This is a genomic window from Neobacillus driksii, from assembly GCF_013409995.1.
GTDB lineage: Bacteria > Bacillota > Bacilli > Bacillales > Cytobacillaceae > Neobacillus > Neobacillus driksii.
Map to the genome: position 1 here is coordinate 53,972 of NZ_JACCBX010000022.1, position 18,972 is coordinate 72,943.

The 18,972-nt window shown below is 38.6% G+C and carries 16 protein-coding genes; 13 read left to right on the plus strand and 3 right to left on the minus strand.

Annotated features, from left to right (window positions below):
* Nucleotides 1-424 precede the first annotated feature (424 nt).
* The 3 genes from F4694_RS30530 to F4694_RS30540 are packed head-to-tail and all read left to right on the plus strand — an operon-like array spanning nt 425 to nt 5,491.
* On the plus strand, nt 425-2,110 hold the full coding sequence (locus F4694_RS30530) for a serine hydrolase domain-containing protein (protein WP_179603651.1): 1,686 nt from the start codon (nt 425-427) through the stop codon (nt 2,108-2,110).
* Between the two features lie 27 nt (nt 2,111-2,137).
* Entirely contained in the window at nt 2,138-4,210 is a 2,073-nt protein-coding gene (locus tag F4694_RS30535; protein WP_179603652.1) for a glycoside hydrolase family 3 protein, read from the plus strand.
* Nucleotides 4,211-4,240: 30 nt separating this feature from the next.
* Complete coding sequence (locus F4694_RS30540; protein ID WP_179603653.1) at nt 4,241-5,491, plus strand: exo-beta-N-acetylmuramidase NamZ family protein; 1,251 nt, start codon at nt 4,241-4,243, stop codon at nt 5,489-5,491.
* 236 nt (nt 5,492-5,727) lie between these two features.
* Here the strand turns inward: F4694_RS30540 and F4694_RS30545 are convergent, their stop codons facing one another.
* Nucleotides 5,728-6,558, minus strand: a complete 831-nt coding sequence (locus tag F4694_RS30545; protein WP_179603654.1) for a coiled-coil domain-containing protein — start codon at nt 6,556-6,558, stop codon at nt 5,728-5,730.
* 983 nt (nt 6,559-7,541) lie between these two features.
* On the opposite strand from F4694_RS30545, the gene F4694_RS30550 reads away from it, so the two are divergent.
* The 8 genes from F4694_RS30550 to F4694_RS30585 all read left to right on the plus strand — a co-directional run bounded on the left by F4694_RS30550 (nt 7,542) and on the right by F4694_RS30585 (nt 16,038).
* A complete protein-coding gene (locus F4694_RS30550) occupies nt 7,542-8,258 on the plus strand; it encodes a hypothetical protein (protein ID WP_179603655.1) in 717 nt (238 codons plus the stop codon).
* A 420-nt stretch (nt 8,259-8,678) separates the two neighbouring features.
* Nucleotides 8,679-10,112 (plus strand): Na+/H+ antiporter NhaC, encoded by a 1,434-nt coding sequence (gene nhaC, locus F4694_RS30555; protein WP_179603656.1) that lies wholly within the window; start codon nt 8,679-8,681, stop codon nt 10,110-10,112.
* 167 nt (nt 10,113-10,279) lie between these two features.
* Nucleotides 10,280-11,296 (plus strand): hypothetical protein, encoded by a 1,017-nt coding sequence (locus tag F4694_RS30560; protein ID WP_179603657.1) that lies wholly within the window; start codon nt 10,280-10,282, stop codon nt 11,294-11,296.
* A 79-nt stretch (nt 11,297-11,375) separates the two neighbouring features.
* A complete protein-coding gene (locus F4694_RS30565) occupies nt 11,376-12,062 on the plus strand; it encodes a response regulator transcription factor (protein WP_179603658.1) in 687 nt (228 codons plus the stop codon).
* Complete coding sequence (locus tag F4694_RS30570; protein ID WP_308806943.1) at nt 12,007-13,482, plus strand: sensor histidine kinase; 1,476 nt, start codon at nt 12,007-12,009, stop codon at nt 13,480-13,482. The genes F4694_RS30565 and F4694_RS30570 overlap by 56 nt, the downstream gene beginning before the upstream one ends.
* Before the next feature lie 81 nt (nt 13,483-13,563).
* Nucleotides 13,564-14,007, plus strand: a complete 444-nt coding sequence (locus F4694_RS30575; protein ID WP_179603660.1) for a YbaK family protein — start codon at nt 13,564-13,566, stop codon at nt 14,005-14,007.
* Nucleotides 14,008-14,130: 123 nt separating this feature from the next.
* Entirely contained in the window at nt 14,131-14,859 is a 729-nt protein-coding gene (gene cwlD, locus F4694_RS30580) for an N-acetylmuramoyl-L-alanine amidase CwlD (protein ID WP_306077317.1), read from the plus strand.
* Between the two features lie 123 nt (nt 14,860-14,982).
* A complete protein-coding gene (locus F4694_RS30585; protein WP_179603662.1) occupies nt 14,983-16,038 on the plus strand; it encodes an Mrp/NBP35 family ATP-binding protein in 1,056 nt (351 codons plus the stop codon).
* Nucleotides 16,039-16,091: 53 nt separating this feature from the next.
* Here F4694_RS30585 and gerD read toward each other — a convergent pair whose 3' ends face one another.
* Nucleotides 16,092-16,658: a spore germination lipoprotein GerD gene (gene gerD, locus F4694_RS30590; protein ID WP_179603663.1), complete on the minus strand. Its 567-nt coding sequence runs from the start codon at nt 16,656-16,658 to the stop codon at nt 16,092-16,094.
* Between the two features lie 152 nt (nt 16,659-16,810).
* Here gerD and F4694_RS30595 point away from each other — a divergent pair, with 152 nt between their 5' ends.
* Nucleotides 16,811-17,491, plus strand: a complete 681-nt coding sequence (locus F4694_RS30595; protein ID WP_179603664.1) for a KinB-signaling pathway activation protein — start codon at nt 16,811-16,813, stop codon at nt 17,489-17,491.
* A 25-nt stretch (nt 17,492-17,516) separates the two neighbouring features.
* Here the strand turns inward: F4694_RS30595 and pdaB are convergent, their stop codons facing one another.
* Entirely contained in the window at nt 17,517-18,269 is a 753-nt protein-coding gene (pdaB, locus tag F4694_RS30600) for a polysaccharide deacetylase family sporulation protein PdaB (protein ID WP_179603665.1), read from the minus strand.
* Nucleotides 18,270-18,409: 140 nt separating this feature from the next.
* Between pdaB and F4694_RS30605 the strand changes: the two genes are divergently transcribed.
* On the plus strand, nt 18,410-18,640 hold the full coding sequence (locus tag F4694_RS30605; protein ID WP_179603666.1) for a hypothetical protein: 231 nt from the start codon (nt 18,410-18,412) through the stop codon (nt 18,638-18,640).
* The last annotated feature ends 332 nt before the right edge of the window (nt 18,641-18,972 follow it).

Sequence of the window (18,972 nt, forward strand, 5' to 3'; positions counted from 1 at the left end):
AAGACAAAACTCAAGAAGCAATAGGCAGATTTGTCCTTAAGAGGCAGGATGAAAGACAAATCTCAAGAAGCGGTAGGAAGTTTTGTCCTTAAGGGACAGGATGAAAGACAAATATCAAGAAGCGGTAGGGAAATTTGTCCTGTTCAGTTTGCCACGACTTGCTTTACGGGATTGAAACGGTTATCTTTTTAGAGAATTATCCTTAATCTGATGTAAACTGAAATGAAATTTCAGTATTTCACTCCACATTTTAAAAAATAATGCTAACGACGTAATCCTTATGTCCTGTAAAACCGTCTGTTATGTGACTTATGTGGTATGGACGACTGTGCACTATACCGATATGCTTTTACTATATGCTGTAAGCGTTACCAGTATTTCGGTATACATAGGGTTATCCCGACCATTTATTCAAGGAGGGCATATGAAAAGAAAAACATTTATGATAACTGCCGTTTGTACGATGCTGTTAGGAACATCCACTGTTTTTGCCAATAATGAACTTTCAAATGATCAAACCATTGAAGAAAAAGAAAAACTCACCATTCCTTCTAAGAAACCACACCCTGCCTTTACATGGAATTCAACTGTTATTCCTGTTTCAAGCGTACTTCATCCAAGTTCAGCAAGAGGAGCTGGCATGGTGGAAACTCCACTCCAACAAATCGATCAAATTATGAACCAAGCCATTTCACAAAAATTAATGCCAGGTGCTGTGACATTTGTCGCGAGAGCTGGAAAAATTGTAAAACATGACGCATATGGTTATTCCGCTCAATACACCGATGATAAGTTCACAGAAATGAAAGATCCTATTGCTATGAAGAACGATACAATTTTTGATTTAGCCTCTATTAGTAAGATTTTTACCGCTACAGCCGTGATGATTCTTTTTGAAAAAGGGCTATTTAATCTGGATGATCCAGTAGCAAAACATATTCCTGAATTTGCTGCAAACGGGAAAGAAAACGTAACGATTCGTCAATTGCTTACCCATACATCTGGTTTCACTGCTTGGATACCATTATATTCACAGGGAAGTTCAAGAGAAGATAGGCTAAAGCTGGTATTAAACCAATCCTTGAAAAATGCACCTGGTACAACATACGAATACAGCGATTTAAACATGATTACGTTAGGAATGTTAGTTGAGCACTGGTCAGGTCAGCGCCAGGATGAATTCGTCCGGGAGCACATCACAGATCCATTAGGAATGAAGGATACCATGTATAATCCTCCAGCTTCATTGAAACACCGCATTGCCGCAACTGAATACCAGGCCATACCTAACCGCGGTCTTGTTTGGGGAGAAGTTCATGATGAGAATGCCTGGTCATTAGACGGGGTGGCAGGACATGCGGGTGTATTCTCAACCGCAATTGACTTAGCTAAACTTGCCCATATTTTTATTAATGATGGCAAGTATGGCAGCATAAAGATTTTGAAGCCTGAAACCGTACAATTACTGTTGCAAAATCAGAACGCCGCATTCCCTGGGAATGACCATGGACTAGGATGGGAGCTGGGCCAGGGCTGGTATATGGATGCTTTATCAGAAGGTACATACTCTTTTGGTCATACGGGGTATACAGGTACTTCAATTGTAGTAAGCCCGAACAATAAAACTGTTGCGATTTTACTGACCAATCGTGTCCATCCGTCAAGAAATATGGGGTCAATGAACCAAACCCGTCGTTTATTTGCTAGAAATGTAGCGGATTCAATTCCAGTCTCAATCCCTGGAAAGAGTGACGCTTGGTTTGCTGGATACGGCGACAAGCTCAATCGAGTTATGGAAGCCGATCTTCATACAACTAAGGATACTAAGCTTACATTCTCCACTTGGCATATGATTGAGAATGTCTGGGATAGTGGGTCTGTTGAGATCTTTAGAGATGGCAGTTGGCAGCAAATTGCCTCATTAACAGGCACAAGTAATGGCTGGGAAAAGAAAGAATTGTCCATACCAGGTGATGCGACGAAATTGCGATTTGTCTATCAAACGGATGGATCTACAAATTCCCGCGGTTGGTATATTCAGAATCCAAAATTGGAATCAGGAGATGTACTTTCTTTTTCAAAAAATGAATGGGAACTAAGGGATTATTAAATAAAGAATAACTTGAGGAGGAGAAACATGCGAAAATTAGTAAAGACTTTATTCACCTCGTTTCTAGCATTTGCGCTTTTGTTAACAGGAATTCCATTGACAGGGGTTGTAGCTGCTTCGGGAATTGAAGATTTAGTGATAGACCTCAATGTTCCACAAGTTACACGGGAAGTAACGGACAACAAGCTTGATTTGAACGCACTTCATGTTTATAAGGATGGCCGTTTTATGATGGCTTCTGAAAATTTAAAATGGAAGTCTTCCAATAAGAATGTTGCGTCTGTCTCTAAAGATGGAGAAGTAACGTTAACCGGTCACAATGGTAATACCTTTATATCTGTCACGGATGGCAGCTATAACGATAGAATTTCAATTCAATTTAAGGGAAATCAAGACATAATCAATGTTGAAAGGGAAAAAGGTGCGCGTTATGACCTGATTGGCAAAGCAATTAAGCATATGACAATGGAAGAAAAAGTCGGACAAATGCTAATGCCTGATTTCAGAACCTGGAAGGGTCAAAATGTAACCGTAATGAATAATGAGATTGCCAAGCTTGTAAAAGATTATCATCTTGGCGGTGTGATTTTGTTCCGTGAAAATACGGTGACTGCGGACCAAACAACAAAGTTAGTCAGTGCCTATCAAGATGCTGCGGAAAAGTACGGACTGTTAATTTCAATTGACCAAGAAGGCGGAATTGTCACACGTCTGCAGACTGGTACTGACATGCCAGGAAATATGGCTCTTGGTGCAACGCGGTCAGAAGAAACAGCTGAAAAGGTTGGTAAAGCAATCGGGGAAGAGCTTAATGCACTTGGTATCAATATGAATTTTGGGCCAGTCTTGGATGTAAACAATAATCCAGATAATCCGGTAATAGGTGTTCGATCTTTTAGTGAGAATCCTGAGTTAGTAGCTGACCTAGGAAATGCCTATATTAAAGGGCTCCATGAAACTGGTACTGCGGCAACAGCTAAGCATTTTCCAGGTCATGGAGATACTGCAGTTGATTCCCATGTAGGACTTCCATCGGTACCTCATGATATTGATCGTCTGAAAGATGTAGAATTATATCCTTTCCAACAGGCAATGGATGCAGGAATTGATGCGATAATGTCAGCACATGTGACGTTCCCGAAAATTGATGATACAAAAGCTATTTCTAAAAAGGATGGAACAGAAGTCTCTGTTCCAGGTACACTATCCCACAAGATATTAACTGGTCTAATGCGCGAAGAAATGGGCTTTAAAGGGGTTATCGTAACGGATGCCATGAATATGGGTGCGATAGCAGATCATTTTGGTCCTGTTGATGCAGCAATTCGTGCGGTTAAAGCTGGTGCAGACATCCTCTTAATGCCGGTTGGAATAGAAGCTGTAGCTAATGGCATTTATGATGCTGTTGCTTCAGAGGATATTTCGGAAGATAGACTAGAGCAATCAGTTGAGAGAATCTTAACACTGAAGTTAAATAGAGGAGTCGTTAAGGCTGAAGTGGAAAAGAGCCTCGACGAAAAGGTAGCGAATGCACTTAGAGTAGTAGGTTCAGCTGAACATAAAGCAGTTGAAAAAGAAGCAGCAGAAAAGTCCATCACTCTTATAAAAAATGATTCAGTTCTCCCGCTTTCTGTTTCTCCTGAAGATAAGATTGTCGTAGTTGGAGGTTCTGGATTCTCGATTAATTTGCTTGCAGATGAGATTAAAAAGCATCATCCTGGTGCCATTTATATCAATGCCTCTGATAAACTTACAGAAGCGCAGTTAGCACAAGTACAAGGCGCGAAATATATCATTGCAGGTACCTACACTTCTAGTGTTAGTGGCAGAGCACAAAACGCCAGCCAAATGGTGATGACAAGACAACTCATCGAGACCGGTGTACCTGTCATTGCGGTTGGGGCTAGGAATCCATATGACATTATGTCCTATACAAATGTAGATGCCTACCTGGTTCAATATGGTTTCAAGCCAGCAAGCTTTGAAGCGGCTGCAAACACCATTTTTGGTAAAAATAATCCAACTGGAAAACTGCCAGTAACAATTTACAACCATGATGGCAGTGTTTTATATGGATTTGACCACGGGTTAGGATATTAGGCAGGGAATAGATAAGGAGGAGGAATACTTTTGAAAAAGTGGCTTACAGGTTTATTGGTTCTCGTTCTATTACTTTCTACTGTTTCTGCAGCAATGGCCAAGAACGATAAGGAGAAAAAGAATAAAAAATTCCGTTTGGGTGTTGAGGTTTTGTTGCAGGATGAAATTGATTTGATTAAAGATAAACGCGTAGGTTTGATCACCAATCCAACAGGAGTGGATCAGAACGTTACGAGTATCGTAGATTTACTCTTTAATAATCCCGATGTGAACCTGACTGCTCTTTACGGTCCTGAGCATGGTGTTCGTGGAAGTGCACAAGCAGGTGCGTATGTTGAACAATATACCGATGAAAAAACAGGGCTTCCTGTTTACAGCTTATATGGAAAAACAAAAAAGCCAACACCTGAAATGCTCAGCAATGTCGATGTATTGTTATTTGATATCCAAGATGTGGGTACACGTTTTTACACGTATATTTACACCATGGCACTAGCGATGGAAGCCGCAAAAGAGAACAATATTCCCATTATCGTACTTGACCGTCCAAATCCAATCAGTGGGACAAAAGTTGAAGGACCTGTGCTCGAGGATAAGTACTCTTCATTCATCGGTGAGTATCCGATTCCTGTTCGCCACGGGATGACAGTTGGGGAGTTAGCGAAGCTTTTCAATAGCGAATTTGAAATTGGAGCAGATTTAACTGTGGTAGAAATGGAAGGCTGGAAGCGGAACATGTATTACGATGAAACGCCATTAGAATGGGTCCTTCCGTCACCAAACATGCCAACATTAGAAACTGCGGTTGTCTACCCGGGGGCTGCCCTCATTGAAGGCACCAATGTTTCAGAGGGTCGAGGAACAACAAAACCATTTGAATTGATTGGTGCACCGTTCATAAATAGCGACAACCTGGCTTCCAAGTTAAACTCATACAAATTACCTGGTGTCACATTCCGAGCGGCTTCATTTATACCTACCTTCTCGAAGCATGCGAATGTTTTAAGCCACGGAATTCAAATTCATGTTACAGACAGAAATGCCTATAAGCCGTTTGAAACTGGATTATATATTGTAAAAACAATCCATGATATGTATCCAAACGATTTCCAATTTAGAGCACCGAGTGCAGCAGGAATCTCCTTCTTTGATAACCTTGTCGGCAATGGCTCCATCCGCGCTGATATTGAAGCAGGCAAAAGTGTTGTAGAAATGAAAGCAGCATGGCAGACTGGTTTAGATCAATTTAACAAGGTTCGTGAGAAGTATTTATTATATTAATAGGTGTGCAGGGACCTTCTTTTTAGGAGGTCTCTTTTTGTAGCAAATTTAATCAAATGGATTTAAGTAGAAAAATCGCTGAACAAGTCGAAGTTTGTATTTTTAGGGAAATATTTTTGTAGAAATATGATAATTTACGGAAACCGGACGGCCATGAAGTGACATAACAAAACCTGAGTGAGGGGTTGATCGGGAATAAAATAAAAAGGGCTTTAGAAGCCCCTTTAATCAATCATTCAAATATCAAATTCTTTTCGAAGTGCAATTATATATGAACTGTCTACCCCTAGTAGTTCCGCTAAAATCTTTTCATTAGCATTTGGGTTCTGTTTCAGAAATTTTTTAAGCTTTTTCTTTTGAGCTTTGCGGTCTGTTTTTTGCATCTTATTATCTTCTTTAGCGTTCGTATCTGCTTTCAGCACCGAACTTTCTTCTTTAGCTTCCGGCTCTGCTTGCAGCACCGAATTTTCTTCTGTAGTGTTCGTCTCTGCTTGCAGCTCCGAACCTTCTTCAGCTTGTGATTCACTTTTTTGGTTGGTTAATAGTGATAATTCCCCGATTAACAAATCAAGTCTTTCTTTGTACTCTCCAAGCAATGTTTCTTGATTTTCAATGGTTGCTTTCATTTCTTCTACTTGTTTATGAAGTTCTACAATTTCCTTTTTGCTGTTTTCTAAACTTACAGCAAATGAAGTAATTATTTGCTCCTTGGTGCCAATTACTTCTCTTAGATTTTGTAACTGCATCTCTTGCTCAGCTACTAGACTGCTTAATCCCCCAATCAATGATTGATTTTTTTCATTGATAGCTCTCATTTCGGCTATTTGATTTTGAAGTTCTGCTATTTCTTTATTACTGTTTTCAAGGCTTGCGGTAATTGAAGAAATATCTTCTTTTTTAGTTGCCAATTCGTCTTTTAAATAAATTTCTCGTTTTAACATGTTAGCCACTAGCTCATTAATACGAGTCGTAAGTGCCTCAAGTTCAGAAAGTTCTTGCTTATGATCACCTTCTGATGCGTTTAAATCATGAATTCCAGTCTCTGCATTGAATGTATTATCTGCCATTCCTTACACTCCCCTTTTGTTTCACTATTTAAGTCTAAAATAATAATCATAGGATCCAGAAAATCTTTCACATACTTATTTTAAAATATGATAGTAAGAGAAAATTGGAATGGACAAGTATCTAAAATTAATGATAAATAATAAAAAAATTTTGTTTCAAATTAAAGGTAGCAGCGAATGATTGGATGGATGTTTAATTAATTCCACTCTAACATGACAAAAATGTCACTTTAGGTATTGTTATATCGATGGTTATCGGGGAAATTAGCGGGTATAGTATGGTGGTGAAGGAGGACGAAGCAATGGTTGAGTGGAACCTTATTATAACAAAGACGCAGAAAATATAATCTATGTTTGATTAAAGTAGAAAAATCAAGAATCTAGTCGAAGATTGTATTTTCGAGGAAATAATCGGCAGTTTTTGCTGAATCACCTATAAAAATATATTAGATCACGATTAATGAGATTATAGCGTCACGCGATATGACTAAGCCTCAGGGTGAACTGCAAAGACCATTTTACTCTGGTTGAGAACTTCAAGCAAAAAGAAGAGCCACTTTTATTAGAGCTTCTCTGGAGAGAGCTTATCAGTTCTTATCAGTTCTTTTTAGTCTATCGTATCGCTGGGCAATATGGTTAGGAGGATACTGCTTTAGAGCATATCTTTTATATAAGAACCTCAATCAAAAGAAGAGTCTTTTTGATTGTAATTCTTCGGAAAGAAGTTAATTAGTTCATTATGTCCTATCGTATCGCCGGCCGATATGCCTTTTAGATTAAATTTAGTTAGAGTATAACGCCACCCGGTACAGTCAAGGCTCAGGGTGATATTTATAAAGATTGTATTGGACACAAAATAGTTTCATTTCTGAAAAATGGTTAAGAAAGGGGCATATCGTCTCTTTATTTGTATCGCTAGGTGATATGGCACTTGCAGATTCATCAATAATCATTCATATTTATGATAAAAAAGGTGGTCAGATATGCGAAGTGATATTCAACCGTTTGAACGCTCTTTCTCTTCCAAGGAAGTGGCTGAGGAAGCCGGGATTGCAACACCTACTGTTCGGAAGTATGGCCAAATCCTAGAGCGGAATGGCTATGTGTTTTTAAAAGAAGGAGATCGTCGTATTTTTGTTCAATCCGACATTGAAGCGCTTATAGCGTTACGCGATACGGACAAGCCCCTGGACGATACGGCCAAAGAAATTGCCCGGCAACAAAAAGAGAGATTAGAAGGATTTAGTGAAACAGAGATAGCGGTTGCCGATACATATGAGAATTTACCCCAAGACCCCAATCACTTAAAAGAAATATTATCCTATTTAGCCAATGAGCTTGCTGCCACACGTGATATGAATGTCCAAGTGATAAACGATATGACAGACCTTAAAACAACCGTTTCGAGGCTAAAGCAGGATCATCACGATTTAAGTTCTAACATTTCAAATTCAGCACAAAAAACGCAAACTAGGATAGAAAAGTTATCTGAACAAGAAAAGATCCATTACGAAACATTGCTGGAACAGGAAAAACAAAAGAGCGAATACTTACAAAAAGAATTACAAAATATTCGGGAAGAAATGAAAAAAGAGTGGCTTTCACAAAATGAATTTAATAAACGTTTAGAGCATGCGATTCAAAAACCTAAAGATAAGTGGGAGTGGATTTTCTCCATTTTCGGTAAGAAAGGTTCTTGAGGCTAGAGGTACTCTAATTTCAAAGATTCTCGATCAATTTGATTGGGGGTCTTTTTATGTATATAGCGCGTTTAATTAGTAGATAGTTGTAACATGAAAAATTTTTGTAGACAGAGAGAATAAAGCAATGTATATTATTATTTAAATATAATACTTTAGTGCTTAAAAGCGTTTTAGTGCGAAAGTAAATAAGTGCCTGCAGTTTTAGTAGAATTATCATTAGCAGCAAAAAGAGACCGGATGGAAGGTGGAAATCCGGGCGATGATAAATTTGAAATACAGCTGCCTTGAACGGGCATATTTTTTTAAGAGGGCGGGGAGTAATTCCTGCCAACTAGGGTGGTACCGCGGAGTCCCTTCGTCCCTAAAGTCGAAGGGGCTTTTTTGCTTTTATTTTTTACTTCTTAGGGGGAGATTTTTATGGAGCAACAACAAAAGGTTCTGGCAATTCGACCAGTCGAAGCGGCATTTATTACTGTACTTTTAATGGGGATTGTCGGTTATCTAATTATCGGCATTAAAGTAGTTCCACAAATTGGAATAATCGCAGGGATCGCCCTGTTGCTTGTATATGGTGCTGTTAAGAAAGTGAATTTTATGGAACTTGAAGGAGCAATGGCAGATGGAGCTAAATCCGGAATAGCCTCGGTCATGATTTTCTTTTTTATTGGGATGCTAATCAGCAGCTGGATGGCGAGCGGTACAATTCCGACGTTTATTTATATAGCTGTCGAGTTAGTCTCGGGGAAATTTTACTATGCTATTGTTTTTGTTGTAACTTCTATTATCGGTGTAAGTATAGGAAGTTCCTTAACAACAGCTGCAACATTAGGAGTAGCCTTTGTTGGAGCAAGTACCGCACTGGGCATTTCCCCAGTAATTACTGCGGGGGCAGTCGTTTCTGGAGCGTTCTTCGGGGATAAAATGTCGCCTTTATCTGATACGACAAACCTTGCTGCGAGCATTGCAGGTGTAGATTTATTTGACCATATAAAAAATATGTTGTGGACCACAATCCCAGCCTTTATTTTTTCGCTAATTGTTTATCTAGCGATTTCTCCAACGGAAACAGAACAAAACATTAAACAAATGGGAATCCTTAAAGAGGAATTAATAAATCTAAACCTTGTACACTGGTACTCACTTCTACCCTTTATTATCCTAACTATCCTGGCTGCCAAAAAAGTACCTGCGATCGCGACGCTTTCGGCTGGCATTATTTCCGCTCTTTTAATTTCTGTTTGGATGAAAGGAGGAATAGACAGCAAAGGATTGTTTGATTTACTCTATTCCGGTTATAAATCTGCAAGTGGAGTCCAAGAAGTCGATTCAATGCTGACAAGGGGCGGAATGGAGAGTATGATGTTCAGCATATCAGTAATTTTGCTGGCACTGAGCATGGGAGGACTTCTCTTCAGACTGGGCATTATTCCGGCGCTTATATCGCTTCTACAAGTTGTATTAACCCGTGTTTCCTTTTTAATTAGTACAACTGCCGGACTTGCGGTAGCTGTTAATTTTATTATTGGGGAGCAATATTTATCAATCCTGTTACCAGGAAATGCTTTTAAAGAACATTTCAAAAAAGCTGGCTTAGAACCGAAGCATCTTTCAAGGGTGCTCGAAGATGCCGGAACGGTCGTCAATCCTCTCGTCCCATGGAGTGTCTGTGGTGTGTTTCTGGCTTCAGTTCTCGGAGTGCCTGTAGCTGATTACTTTCCGTTTGCATTATTTTGCTTATTTTCACCATTGCTGACATTAATTTATGGTTTTACAGGTTTTACCCTTCCAAAACACGGAAAAAAATACAGTTTTAAAGTTTCTATTCGATTCCCACAGTTCTTAAAGCGTTAAAATTATTAAAGAACCCCCGACCATTTTTGGTTGGGGGATCTTTTTGTATTTTAAGAAAAATAGTTCTTTTTGACATTATCCTGACTTATTTGGGCGTTAAAGTAATAGTACAAGGTTCAGCATGTACAAGAGCGTAATAATTTTTATAAATTCAGGAGGTAATATAAATGAAAAAGTCGGTATTAGGGTTAACGGTTGCAGGTGTTTTATTACTGGGAGGTTATGCGACCACGACATTTGCAAATGATGACACAACGAGCAGCACAGGTACAAAGGTTGAAAATTTTATGAAGGGCTTTAAGGGCATGATGGGTTTTGGACATAAGGGTATGGATTCCGAGGAACTACTGGCACAAGCGAAGGATTTAGGGATTGATACGAGCGGCAAGGACGCCGAAACGTTAATGCAGGAAATCCAAGAAGCACTCATTAAGCAGGAAGCGAAGGATTTAGGTATTAAGGCAACTGATAAGGATATTGATACTCTTGCACAGGCAGTACAATTAGCAAATTTACAGGAAGAAGCTAAATCATTTGATGTCGAGGCAGATGGAAAGGATGTACAGACTCTGCGTCAGGAGATCCGCTTGGCTGAACTTCAGAAAGAAGCGAAAGAGCTAGGAGTAACAACGGATGATAAAGATGCAGAAACATTAAAGCAGGATATCAGACAAGCTGAACTGAATAAGAAAGCAGAAGAGTTAGGCATTACTACTGATGGTAAAGATCTAACCACACTAACACAGGAAGTCTATGCAGCAACGGTTAATAAAGAGGCTAAAGAATTGGGTATAAGTGTCGAAGGAAAAGAAATTAAGGAAATTGCCCAAGAGGTTTATAAGGCCAAAGTAAAAGCAGACGCAAAGGAATATAATATTACTATCGACGGTAAAACGATTCAACAAATTGCTGAAGAAGTGAGAGAACAAAAAATAGCGAAATTAGCAAAGGACCTTGGAATCTCTACTACAGATAAATCAACACAAGACATAATGAGTGAAATAAAAGAAAAGGATGCAGCGAAGTTAGAAGAACTACTCGGTAATGGGTCATTCGGTATGTTTGGTAAAGGAATGGATGGCTCTGGGCATAGAGGTGGTGGACATGGCGGCGGTATGCATAACGGCGGTGAAGTACAACAGGGAGTGAGTGGCACGGCTGCTAGCAGCGGCACGGGAGTTTAAACTATACTAGTCAAATCCTCGGTATATTCCACCCGAGGATTTTCTAGTAAAGTTAAAGAGATTGGAGGTTGTTCATGTAATGAAAACCATTTTGGTTGTGGAAGATGAAAAGACAATCTCAAGAGTATTAGCTGTGTACTTACAGCATGTGGGCTATAATGTCGTACAAGCTTATGACCGGGATGAAGCATTACGTTTATTTCATGAGAATTCCCCAAATCTTGTATTACTTGACGTTATGCTGCCTGGGAAAGACGGCTGGAGTATCCTAGAGGATATTAGAAATGTAAGTGCTTGTCCAGTGATTATGCTGACAGCACTAGGGGATATTGATTACCGATTAAAAGGACTAAATCAGGGGGCAGACGATTATATAACGAAGCCCTTTGTCGGTGAAGAAGTTATTGCTCGTGTTCATGCTGTACTAAGGCGCTCAGCCAATGTCCTTGATAGCGATAATAGTAAGCAGTTTGGTAGCTTAAAAATAAATCTAGATGCTCATATCGTAACCATTAATGGTGAAGAGGTTATCTTAACCCCGAAAGATCTTAATTTGCTTATCTATTTGGCGGAGAGGCCGAATAGAACATTTACAAGAGACGACCTAATCGAAAGTGTCTGGGGTATGGATTATGAAGGCAGTGATCGTGCGGTGGATTTAGCGATTAAACGGATACGGCAAGCATTGAGTGAGTGGCCGGACTCGCAAGGTGAAATCCGAACTCATCGCGGATTGGGGTATCAATTCTGTGTTTACGAAAAATAAAAAAAGGACGACATTGCTTAAGTACTGGACAACAAGATACCTTGCTACACTTATAATTGGACTAATCTTATTAGGAGCAGGATCTTTATGGTGGATTCAAAAAACCACTTTAGAGAATCGTTTAAACTTAATGGAATATTTAGCAGTTGAAACAGCAAATCGAGTGACTCAAACAAATGGAATGATGGAAGTTGACCCTTTTTTTAATCGTATGCTAGAAGAAAGGGCTAGAGTCCTTCAATTAGAAAAAGAACCAGAGCTATTTATCACAGACTTAAGTGGGGAAGCAATTTTTTCAAGACCGCGCCATATGAACCCTGGAAGAATGGGACCACGGAATCAAAACAATATTGATATTCCAAGCGAAGTTTTCGAGAACAAAGAAACTATACAAAGGCTGGAAGTAGAAGATATTGGTATTATGTATTCTGTCAAATCTCCTATTTTGGAAAATAACAAACAAATTGGCTGGGTTGTACTAATGCAAAGTGCGGATGAATTGTCAGAGGTTAATCAAGAATACCGGCTATTATTTATTTTATTAGGTGGTTTAGGATTATTAGGGTGGCTTGTGATCTACCTGCTCTCAAAAAAGATACTTAGACCTATTCAAGACGTTGCCCATGCGGCAGCGCAAATTAAAGAGGGGAATTATGACCTCAACTTGAATACAGATTCAACCGAACAGGAAATATTTGAACTCGTCAGTTCCTTTGCTCAGATGACGAATCGCCTAATACAGCTAGAAAAACTTCGAGCTGAATTATTAGCTGGTGTCACTCATGATCTCAAAACACCTGTAACCTCTATAAGTGGGCTTGTTCAAGCGGTGCGTGATGGGGTTGTTACTGGGGAGGAACGGCAAGAATTTCTTGATATAACCCTAAAGGAAGTCACAAGGCTCCAAACGATGATTGCGGATTTATTAGATTTTAATTCATTAGCTGCTGGGGCTTTTTCAATCAGAATGGAAAATTGCAATATGAATGAGCTTGTTCAGAACATTGTCCGTCAATGGGGTCTTACAAAGCCTAAACGTATTGATTATCAAGTAGTTGTACCTAATGAAACCCTGTATCGGAACATCGATCCATTGCGGTTACAGCAAATTATGATCAACCTGTTAAACAACTCATATCAGTCGCTTGATGGTCAGGGTTCAATAATAGTCATGCTCTCAGAGAGTGGCATTGACATAAAAGATACGGGTTCAGGAATTCCTGAAGCAGAACAGGCATATGTATTTGAAAGGTTTTTCCGAGGAGAAAAGAAGAAATTAAAGGCGAGAGGCCTTGGCTTAGGGTTGCCTTTCAGTAAAATGCTTGCAAACGCCCTTAATGGAGATTTAATTTTAACCGAAAGCAGCAGCAGAGGAAGTACGTTTTCGATAATCTGGAATAAGGAAAATCCAATACGATAAAAATTGGCAATCGAAAACGCCTTTGAATTTGAATTACTTATGCCTAAGGGATGAAGAATAGTCCTAAGAGGTGAAAAGCGAGTGACAGTAATTACTACCTTTAAAGAAAAGCGTCGCGATAAACAAATAAAATACGAGCGGTCCGTTCTAAAGGACTTGTCAGTTAAAACGTTAAAAGAACGGGTGCAGCAGTATTTTGGCTCATCCAGAGTTGCATCAAGTTTTATTATGAATACAGGTATTGAAGAGGCCTGTTATGATGTAGCATTAGAAGCCTACTTATTAGGGGCTAAATTTAGCAAATTTGGTTATTATGGTGAAAATATAGATGATGTACGAAAACGTTGTTCTAGAGAAGAGAAGCATTTAATTGATACACTCTACAATTTTCTTCTTTATTGGGGTAATGGGGAAGAAGGAACCATGAGCGAAACGCTTTATTATTCCTGCGAGGGTTATATCGATGCTTGGTGGAAAGAAGGATATGAAAAAGCTCAAAGACGCCGCAAGCTGAGATTACATTAATGAAATAGCTTGATCACGAGCCAGGATTAGATATCCTGGTTCTTCACATTTCTTCCTGTTCTAAACAAGTCCCTTGTCCCATATAGTTAAGTGAATAGGGACGAGCGGGAAGGAATGATTTTGGTGTCAAAGAAAAAATTAAAGGTCATTGGTTTTTCTGTTGGCTTACTTCTTTTATTTCTGATTTTACAATATGATTTTGTAAAGGAAAATACATGGGGCGATTCTTGGAGTCTTCCACTTTCCGGAAAAATCATATTACTTGACCCAGGACATGGCGGTCCAGATGGTGGAGCAGGGAATTCCAAAGCATTAGAAAAAGACATTGCCTTGGATATTTCATTAAAAGTCAGAGACTATTTGCAGGAACAGGGTGCCTTAGTGGTCATGACCCGTGAAACAGATAAAGATTTAGCTGATGAGGATACAAAAGGATACAGTAGAAGAAAAGTGGAAGATCTAAAAAAGCGTTTAAAAATGATAAACAACTCCGATAATGATTTCTTTGTCAGTATTCATTTAAACGCGATTCCATCATCAAGATGGAGTGGAGCCCAAACCTTTTATGCGCCACATTTTAAAGAAAATGTCAAAGCCGCAAAATTTATTCAAGATGAGCTGATCGTGAATTTAGAAAATACAACAAGAAAAGCAAAGCCAATTAATTCTGTTTATATTTTAAAGCATGCTAAAAAGCCTGGGGTGTTGGTAGAAGTAGGATTCCTTTCAAATCCAAATGAAAGAGAGCAATTAAAAAAGGAAGCTTATCAGGAGAAGATAGCAGCATCCATCTATCAAGGTGTGCTTCGTTATTTTACCAATGAAAAGGAATTAAAGATAGAAGATGAGTAAAGGTGTTTAATCACCTTCTTTTTTTTGGAATAGTAATGGATGTGATTCATTTAACTGTTTCTAGAAAAGAATATGGTATACTGAAAACTGGAAACGAATTCATTAGGTGAGGTGTTTGTTTACATGTTAACCGAAGTAAAAGTACGTGAAGTACTAGGCAGCTTAAAAGAACCGTTTTTACATAAAACTTTAGCTGAATTAAACGCTATTGAAGAAATTAAAATTAAAGAAGAGAAAAGCCATGTGAGCGTGAAATTGCAGATTGCTAAAACCGGCACCGCTGAACAATTACAGCTTCAAACACAAGTGGTCAATTTACTAAAAGAAGCTGGTGCCCAAACGGTGGGGATCCGTTTTAGTGAACTGCCAGAAGCTGTATTAGCGGAACATCGTTCGGCTGCGAGTGAATCTGAGGACAAGGGATTACTATCTTCTAATAAAACAACATTTATTGCAATTGCAAGTGGTAAGGGTGGAGTAGGTAAATCGACCGTATCTGTTAACCTTGCGGTGGCTCTCGCACGACTAGGCAAAAAAGTTGGCTTAATTGATGCAGATATTTACGGCTTTAGTGTTCCGGATATGATGGGAATTACGAAAAGACCAGTCGTAAGAGGCGAAAAAATACTGCCAGTTGAGCGCTTTGGAGTAAAAGTCATTTCCATGGGCTTCTTTGTAGAAGATAATTCCCCGATTATTTGGCGCGGTCCGATGTTAGGAAAAATGCTAAATAGCTTCTTTAATGAGGTCGAATGGGGAGAGATCGAGTATTTGCTATTAGATTTACCTCCTGGAACGGGAGATGTTGCATTAGATGTTCATACGATGCTTCCGGCTTGTAAGGAAGTAATCGTAACAACACCACATCCAACTGCAGCGTTTGTAGCAGCACGTGCAGGTGCTATGGCATTACGCACCGATCATGAAATTCTAGGTGTTATTGAAAATATGGCGTACTTTGAAAGTAAGCTAACAGGTGAAAAAGAATATGTATTTGGTAAAGGCGGCGGAGATAAACTAGCTGAGGACCTGAACACAGAAGTCCTTGGACGCCTGCCGCTGAATCAGCCTGATTGGAATGATGATGATTTTGCACCGTCAATCTATCAAGAAGATCATAAATTAGGAAAAATTTATTTAGAAATTGCTGAAAAAATGACAAGTCGTTTGAAAAAGTAAAAGATAAATGCCTCTTCCAAAAAGTTGGAGGAGGCATTTATTTTAACCTAAGACTACTTTTTCTCTTCAGCTTGCTGTTTTTCTTCCGCCGCCTTTAAGAGTAACTCCTGTATTTTTACTTTATAAAGAGGGCTTTCAAGTGTTTCAGAAATGACAGTTTGAAGATGTTCTCGATATTCTTTACTTTTTAACGCATCGGCCATTTCCTTTTGAATTTCAGGTTCTTGGAAAACCTCAATCATCATAGCTCTATACTCAGGGTCCTTCATTAAATCCTTCAAAAGCTGTTCATTCTCGGTCCTCATGTTTTTTGCAACGCCCTCGGCGAATTTGGCATCACTAAAAGTTTTTTTCCAAATTTCTGTCGCAGCTTCAGAGGTCAGGGTTTGTTGAATGGTATCAGACACCACTTTTTGGTCCATTACCAGCGTTTCTTTCATCTTATCATCTGCCATAACCTCTTGTAGTGCTTTCTTGCCATCATCTGTTTTAAGTATATCAACAACCATTTTTTTTGTTTCTTCATAATCTATTTGTTCTCCACCGCTAGCTTCAGGAGAGGCACAACTAGACAGAAGCATAGTGATTAGCAAGGGGAGTATCAGCTTTTTTACTTTCATATAGAAAGCTCCTTTCACATAATAGTCCTTAATTTTTAGGATGAAGAAAAGAGCCTTAGATTATGCGTACAGATATTGAAAAGATGGATTTTTTATAATTGGATTGGTACAATCATTATGGTATTTATTTTTTGTTATTGGAGGATAATTGTGTGACGAGTCGTATTTGGGTTAGGCTGTTTATGACTACGCTATTAATTGGCGGAATTACATCAGCAATTGTTGGGTTTATTATCAATTGGAATGAGTATGTACATTATTTTACCGAATTTCGTATCATTAATATATTATCCGCCCTTTTTTGGTTTTTATTATGGGGTTTTCTTTATAGTGTTGTTAGTCAAATGGGCTTTTTTGCCTATCTAACTGTTCACCGCTTTGGCTTAGGCATCTTTAAATCCGTATCACTTTGGAATGGAGTTCAAGCAGTATTAACTCTATTTGTGTTATTTGACCTTGTGTATTTACGCTATGAGACCTTTGCAAAATCAGGGGACAGCCTATACCCTTATATCGGGCTGGCAGTATTGTTGTTAATCCCCGCATTGGTGATTGCATGGTATAAAGCAAAACAAACAAATCGTGAAGCATTTATTCCAGCCCTCTTTTTTATGATTGTGGTAACGGTTATAGAATGGTTCCCAGTGTTACGTGTAAATGAGTCAAGCTGGATTTATCTCATGCTGTTTTCCTTACTAGCTTGTAATGCTTATCAAATATTAATTCTTCATAAACTAAATATGCAATCACAGCAACAAAGACAAAGCAGGCAATCTTCTACAAATAAGATAACAAAGTCCCCTAAAAAAATAAGCAAAAAGACCGTCCATTAAAGTTAAATGGACGGTCTTTTTTTAACTATCTGATTTCCTTTGACTCGACGACTCCATTTGCTATTAGTTGTGAAACGGTAACCAGTTTCAAGCCTTTACCCTGCAATTCCTGGAGAATACCAGGTAAAGCATTGGCAGTCTGTTTAGCTGAATCAGAGGCATGGAGAAGAATGATATCACCTTTATCGGCCTTACTAACATTTTCTTGAATTTGCTTTACTCCAGGATTGGTCCAATCCTTAGAATCTACACTCCAATGAACCATCGTGTATCCATATCGTTCAGCTATCTTTAAGGAGCGTTGATCAAAATGTCCAGTAGGAGCCCGGAGAAGCTTGATGTCTTTAATATTTAACTTTCTGAAGGCTTCCTTTGCTTTCGAGATATCTTTGCCGATTTTCACATCTTCTAATTCGGTATAATCTTCATAGGCATAACCAAGAATTCCAATTTCGTACCCTTCCTTGACAATCCGGCTGACAATATCCGGGTGCCGCTCAGCCCATGAACCAGCTAAAAAAAAGGTTGCAGCTTTTACATTTTCTTTTTTTAGTGCGTCTAAAATTGGTTCTGCTTTTTCATCGCCCCAGCCAATATTAAAGGTAAGAGCGATATCCTTTTCCCCGCGATAGACGGCTTTAGGACCGTCCTTTGTTGAAAAGACTGGAGATAAAGAGAGATTCCCCATGAATAAAAACAACGCAGTAAAAAATGCAGCAATTACTACTAAAAGCATTTGTTTTACAAATCTGCCATTTAACACAAAAAAGTTATTCATATCTACCACCTCGTCCATTGCTATCCTTGTCTCATACCTATGCGTATTTTTAAATGAATATGATTAAGAAAAATAATTATAAATTTCACTAATTTGGAAAAGACTACTATAACTACATATTTCATATAAAGGGTGATTGAATGTTTGGGCTTCTCATTAATGAAAAAGAAGTAAAAGAAATGGAATACCTGATAAAGCGTGAGATGGATGAAATATTATTTGATTTAAAAGATCATCGTATTGACCATATAGTAAAGCGCGCAATGGAAGAGCGGTATAAGATTTTATTTACCCTATTTAAGAGAGTAGCCTCACCAAATGAATGTTTAAAGTACATGAGAAGGGATAATAAGAGCAGGAAGAAAGGATAAATAACACTTTTAAAAAAGTAAGAAACGAATTTAATATATTTTGTTGACTTTTAAATAATATGTTGGTATATTAATAAACGTCGCTGCTGACGTAAAATAAATAACTTGAAAAAAGTTGTTGACTTTATTGAGTGGCTGTGATAAATTAATAAAGTCGCTTTTGGGTGACACGGTGAATTTGTTCTTTGAAAACTAAACAAACAAGAACGTCAACAAACAAATTTTTTAGCTTTTAATAAAAGCTAAGCCAACGTAACAAATGAGCTAATCAACTTTCTTGGAGAGTTTGATCCTGGCTCAGGACGAACGCTGGCGGCGTGCCTAATACATGC